Annotated in this window: 9 protein-coding genes; 7 read left to right on the forward strand and 2 right to left on the reverse strand. The window is 29.2% G+C overall.

Features of this window, described 5'->3' with window-relative positions:
* The coding region (locus C7U54_RS15025; protein ID WP_206603631.1) for a restriction endonuclease subunit S domain-containing protein at positions 1 to 192 on the forward strand (192 nt) is incomplete at its 5' end.
* Complete coding sequence (locus C7U54_RS15645) at positions 188 to 472, forward strand: restriction endonuclease subunit S (protein ID WP_107030723.1); 285 nt, start codon at positions 188 to 190, stop codon at positions 470 to 472. The genes C7U54_RS15025 and C7U54_RS15645, both read left to right, overlap by 5 nt.
* Here C7U54_RS15645 and C7U54_RS15030 read toward each other — a convergent pair.
* Together C7U54_RS15030 and C7U54_RS15035 are read right to left on the reverse strand one after the other, a co-directional pair.
* Positions 469 to 729, reverse strand: a complete 261-nt coding sequence (locus C7U54_RS15030; RefSeq protein WP_206603632.1) for a restriction endonuclease subunit S domain-containing protein — start codon at positions 727 to 729, stop codon at positions 469 to 471. The two genes, C7U54_RS15645 and C7U54_RS15030, sit on opposite strands and share 4 nt — an antisense overlap.
* On the reverse strand, positions 698 to 988 hold the full coding sequence (locus tag C7U54_RS15035; protein WP_206603633.1) for a restriction endonuclease subunit S: 291 nt from the start codon (positions 986 to 988) through the stop codon (positions 698 to 700). The genes C7U54_RS15030 and C7U54_RS15035 overlap by 32 nt, the downstream gene beginning before the upstream one ends.
* A 17-nt stretch (positions 989 to 1,005) precedes the next feature.
* Here C7U54_RS15035 and C7U54_RS14370 point away from each other — a divergent pair, with 17 nt between their 5' ends.
* The 5 genes from C7U54_RS14370 to C7U54_RS14750 are packed head-to-tail and all read left to right on the forward strand — an operon-like array spanning position 1,006 to position 3,319.
* Positions 1,006 to 1,248: a hypothetical protein gene (locus C7U54_RS14370; RefSeq protein ID WP_107030724.1), complete on the forward strand. Its 243-nt coding sequence runs from the start codon at positions 1,006 to 1,008 to the stop codon at positions 1,246 to 1,248.
* Between the two features lie 34 nt (positions 1,249 to 1,282).
* Entirely contained in the window at positions 1,283 to 2,269 is a 987-nt protein-coding gene (gene xerA, locus C7U54_RS14375; protein ID WP_107030725.1) for a site-specific tyrosine recombinase/integron integrase, read from the forward strand.
* 13 nt (positions 2,270 to 2,282) lie between these two features.
* A complete protein-coding gene (locus C7U54_RS14380; RefSeq protein WP_107030726.1) occupies positions 2,283 to 2,846 on the forward strand; it encodes a restriction endonuclease subunit S in 564 nt (187 codons plus the stop codon).
* Positions 2,812 to 3,081 carry a restriction endonuclease subunit S gene (locus C7U54_RS15650; protein ID WP_107030727.1) on the forward strand — a complete coding sequence of 90 codons (270 nt, stop codon included), beginning with the start codon at positions 2,812 to 2,814 and terminating at the stop codon, positions 3,079 to 3,081. Before C7U54_RS14380 ends, C7U54_RS15650 begins: the two co-directional genes overlap by 35 nt.
* Positions 2,978 to 3,319: a restriction endonuclease subunit S gene (locus C7U54_RS14750; RefSeq protein ID WP_162297526.1), complete on the forward strand. Its 342-nt coding sequence runs from the start codon at positions 2,978 to 2,980 to the stop codon at positions 3,317 to 3,319. The genes C7U54_RS15650 and C7U54_RS14750 overlap by 104 nt, the downstream gene beginning before the upstream one ends.
* Positions 3,320 to 3,339 lie beyond the last annotated feature (20 nt).

Below are 3,339 nucleotides of genomic sequence, written 5' to 3' on the forward strand. Positions count from 1 at the left end.
ATTAGATATGTTGAACATCCTTTTTGGACTGTAGATACTCTGTTTTATACAAAAATTAATGAGAACTTAGTTGCTCCGAAATATCTTTATTATAAAATGTTAACCTTTGATTTAATGAATTATAATGAAGGAACTACAATTCCTAGTCTAAGAACGCAAACCCTAAATAGTTTAGAATTAGAAATTCATTAGATATGTTGAACATCCTTTTTGGACTGTAGATACTCTGTTTTATACAAAAATTAATGAGAACTTAGTTGCTCCGAAATATCTTTATTATAAAATGTTAACCTTTGATTTAATGAATTATAATGAAGGAACTACAATTCCTAGTCTAAGAACGCAAACCCTAAATAGTTTAGAATTAGAAATTCCAAGTATTAATACTCAAAAAAAAATTGTTTCAATTTTGAATTCATTGGATAGTAAGATTACATTAAATAGTATGATAAACAATAATTTAGCGGCTTAAAGGTCAATGGCAGAGACATCAAGTTCGCCAGACATTAACTTAGGTAAGAGAGTATCTCTTAAAGATATAAGCTTATCGTTTTCTATTTTATTTTTTCCTATTTTTTCGAACAATGGTGTAACTAAATCTATAAAGCGATCTATATCTTTTTGATTCAATTTACAAACATGCATTTCTGCAATATGCTTTGGGTAAATATGAGGTTGTGCAGATCCTGTTTGTGAATCAAAAATTTCTTTTTGACGTTTTTTTAACATAACATACCAAAAGTAAACAATCCGAAGACCAAACAGGTTTATGCCATAAATTGACAAATCCAGCATTTGCACCGGAAGCTGATATAGTAAGAACAGGTGAGACAGTATTTGAAACATTGTGATAAGTTGCTGGCTCTAGTCCACCTGCAACAACAGGTACATCACCAGGAATAGCATTTTTAGACAAAAGTCCTTTACCACGTTTTGGGATAATTATATCTCCAATATACCCATTACCAATAGATACATTGGGAAACATGTGGTCAAATAAAGCTAATGCCTGCTGCTCTAAATTATTGTTTATTTGATGAAATTAGACAAAGTATACTTGATAAGAAAAATGGAGAATTAAATGAGGCTCATGATCAAGGATTTCAAGTATGTTTATTTAAAACATTAGATTTATTAGTTGATTCGAAGCTAAAGGAAGAAGACATTGTAAGTTTATTACAAAAACATTTTGATTTAAGGCGGAGTGAAGTGGAAAATCTGATTCGCACTGCAAAAAATAGAAGCTAGTCGTTCTAAATAATTGAATAAAAGGAGAACGACTATGAATGAAATTATAAAAAATATGATATTACAGGAAATGATTACTCATTTAACTGATAATCAATATGAAGAATTAAATAGAATACTTGTAAAAGTATTATCTAATTATAAAATTGAAGAGATTAAGAATGAAGAAAGTGATAAAACTAATCAAAATTACATTGATTCTTTTTTATCAGCTAAAAGATTAGAAGGATGTTCTGAAAAATCTCTTAAATATTATAAATCAACTATTGAAATAGTATTAAATTCTATAGATAAATCTATAAAGAATATTACAACTAATGATCTACGAAATTATTTAACTGAATATCAAGAAAAACATGGATCAAGTAGAGTAACAATTGATAATATAAGAAGAATATTATCTAGTTTCTTTTCTTGGCTAGAAGACGAAGATTTTATTATAAAAAGTCCTGTAAGAAGAATACATAAAGTAAAATCAGCTTCTGTAATTAAAGAAACATATAGCGATGAATCATTAGAATTAATGAGAGATAGTTGTGACAATTTACGAGATTTAGCATTAATAGATATTTTAGCATCAACTGGAATGCGTGTAGGCGAATTAGTATTATTAAATAAAGATGACATTAATTTTAATGAGAGGGAATGTGTTGTTTTTGGTAAGGGTGATAAAGAGCGTGTTGTTTATTTTGATGCAAGAACAAAAATACATTTACAAAACTATTTAGATAGTCGAAATGATGATAATAAGGCATTATTTGTTACTTTAAAAAAACCTTTTAATCGCATTTCGATTGGCGGCATTGAAACTAGAATTAGAGAGATGGGAAGAAAACTAAACATCAATAAAGCTCATCCTCATAAATTTAGAAGAACATTAGCAACAAAAGCAATTGATAAAGGAATGCCTATAGAACAATTACAAAAATTATTAGGGCATCAAAAAATAGATACAACATTGCAATATGCAATGGTTAAACAAAGTAATGTAAAAATTGCACATAAAAAATATATAAGTTAAGGATGGTGATTATATGGCTGAATGGAAGGAATGTATTCTTAGCACTATTATAGATTTAATTGGTGGCGGAACTCCTAAAACATCAAATGATGAATATTGGAATGGAGATATACCATGGCTATCAGTTAAAGATTTTAAAGATGCTAATCGTTATGTCTATAAAACCGAAAAAACAATTACAAAACAGGGATTAGATAATAGTTCCACAAAATTATTGCAGCACGATGACATTATAATATCGGCTCGTGGCACTGTAGGAGAGATGGCAATGATACCGTTTCCTATGGCTTTTAATCAGTCATGTTATGGAATTAGGGCAAAGGAGAATATAAATAAAACTTTTTTATTTTACTTAGTAAAGAATAGTATAAGAGAATTAAAGGCAATTACTCACGGTTCTGTTTTTGATACGATTACAAAAGAAACTTTTTCTAATATAGAAGTTAAAGTACCGGATGAAAGAACACAGGAGGTTATATCCTCGATATTAACAAATATTGATGATAAAATAGACGAGAACATAAAAATAAACAATAATTTATATGCCAAACAATTGGGAAAATATACCTGTTTATGATCTTGCTGATTATATCAATGGCGCATCATTCAAGAAAAATGAATATGCTGATGATGGTTTGCCTATTATAAAAATTGCTGAACTTAAAAACGGAATTACAGATTCAACTCAGCATTGCAATGTCAAGAAAGATGAAAAATATTATATTGATAACAGAGATATACTTTTCTCTTGGTCAGGCAATTGCTCCCGCATTCACTTTCTTTTTACTAAAATATCTGAAGCCACAGTTTAAACATATAGCAAGTAATAAGCAAACGACTGGTCTTGGTCATGTTACTGTGGCAGATCTTAAGAGATTGCAATTCAGAGCTAATGCAAGTGTTATCGCTGAATTCAATGCTCTTATAATGCCAATGTTTGATCTCATCTACTCAAAGTACAAAGAAATACAGCAATTATCCAATCTTCGAGATATATTACTACCAAAACTCATGTCCGGTGAACTTGATGTTTCTGCCATTGACCTTTAAGCCGCTAAATTATTGTTTAA

Origin of the sequence: Faecalibacillus intestinalis, assembly GCF_003024685.1 — a bacterium.
GTDB classification, from domain to species: Bacteria; Bacillota_I; Bacilli_A; order Erysipelotrichales; family Coprobacillaceae; genus Faecalibacillus; species Faecalibacillus intestinalis.

Bases quoted from the DNA above. Each gene is read 5' to 3' on its own strand.
- C7U54_RS14750 (WP_162297526.1), top strand. From the start codon at position 2,978: ATGAAAAATATTATATTGATAACAGAGATATACTTTTCTCTTGGTCAG.
- xerA (WP_107030725.1), top strand. From the start codon at position 1,283: ATGAATGAAATTATAAAAAATATGATATTACAGGAAATGATTACTCAT.
- C7U54_RS15650 (WP_107030727.1), top strand. From the start codon at position 2,812: ATGCCAAACAATTGGGAAAATATACCTGTTTATGATCTTGCTGATTAT.
- C7U54_RS14380 (WP_107030726.1), top strand. From the start codon at position 2,283: ATGGCTGAATGGAAGGAATGTATTCTTAGCACTATTATAGATTTAATT.
- C7U54_RS14370 (WP_107030724.1), top strand. From the start codon at position 1,006: ATGCCTGCTGCTCTAAATTATTGTTTATTTGATGAAATTAGACAAAGT.
- C7U54_RS15035 (WP_206603633.1), bottom strand. From the start codon at position 988: ATGTTTCCCAATGTATCTATTGGTAATGGGTATATTGGAGATATAATT.
- C7U54_RS15030 (WP_206603632.1), bottom strand. From the start codon at position 729: ATGTTAAAAAAACGTCAAAAAGAAATTTTTGATTCACAAACAGGATCT.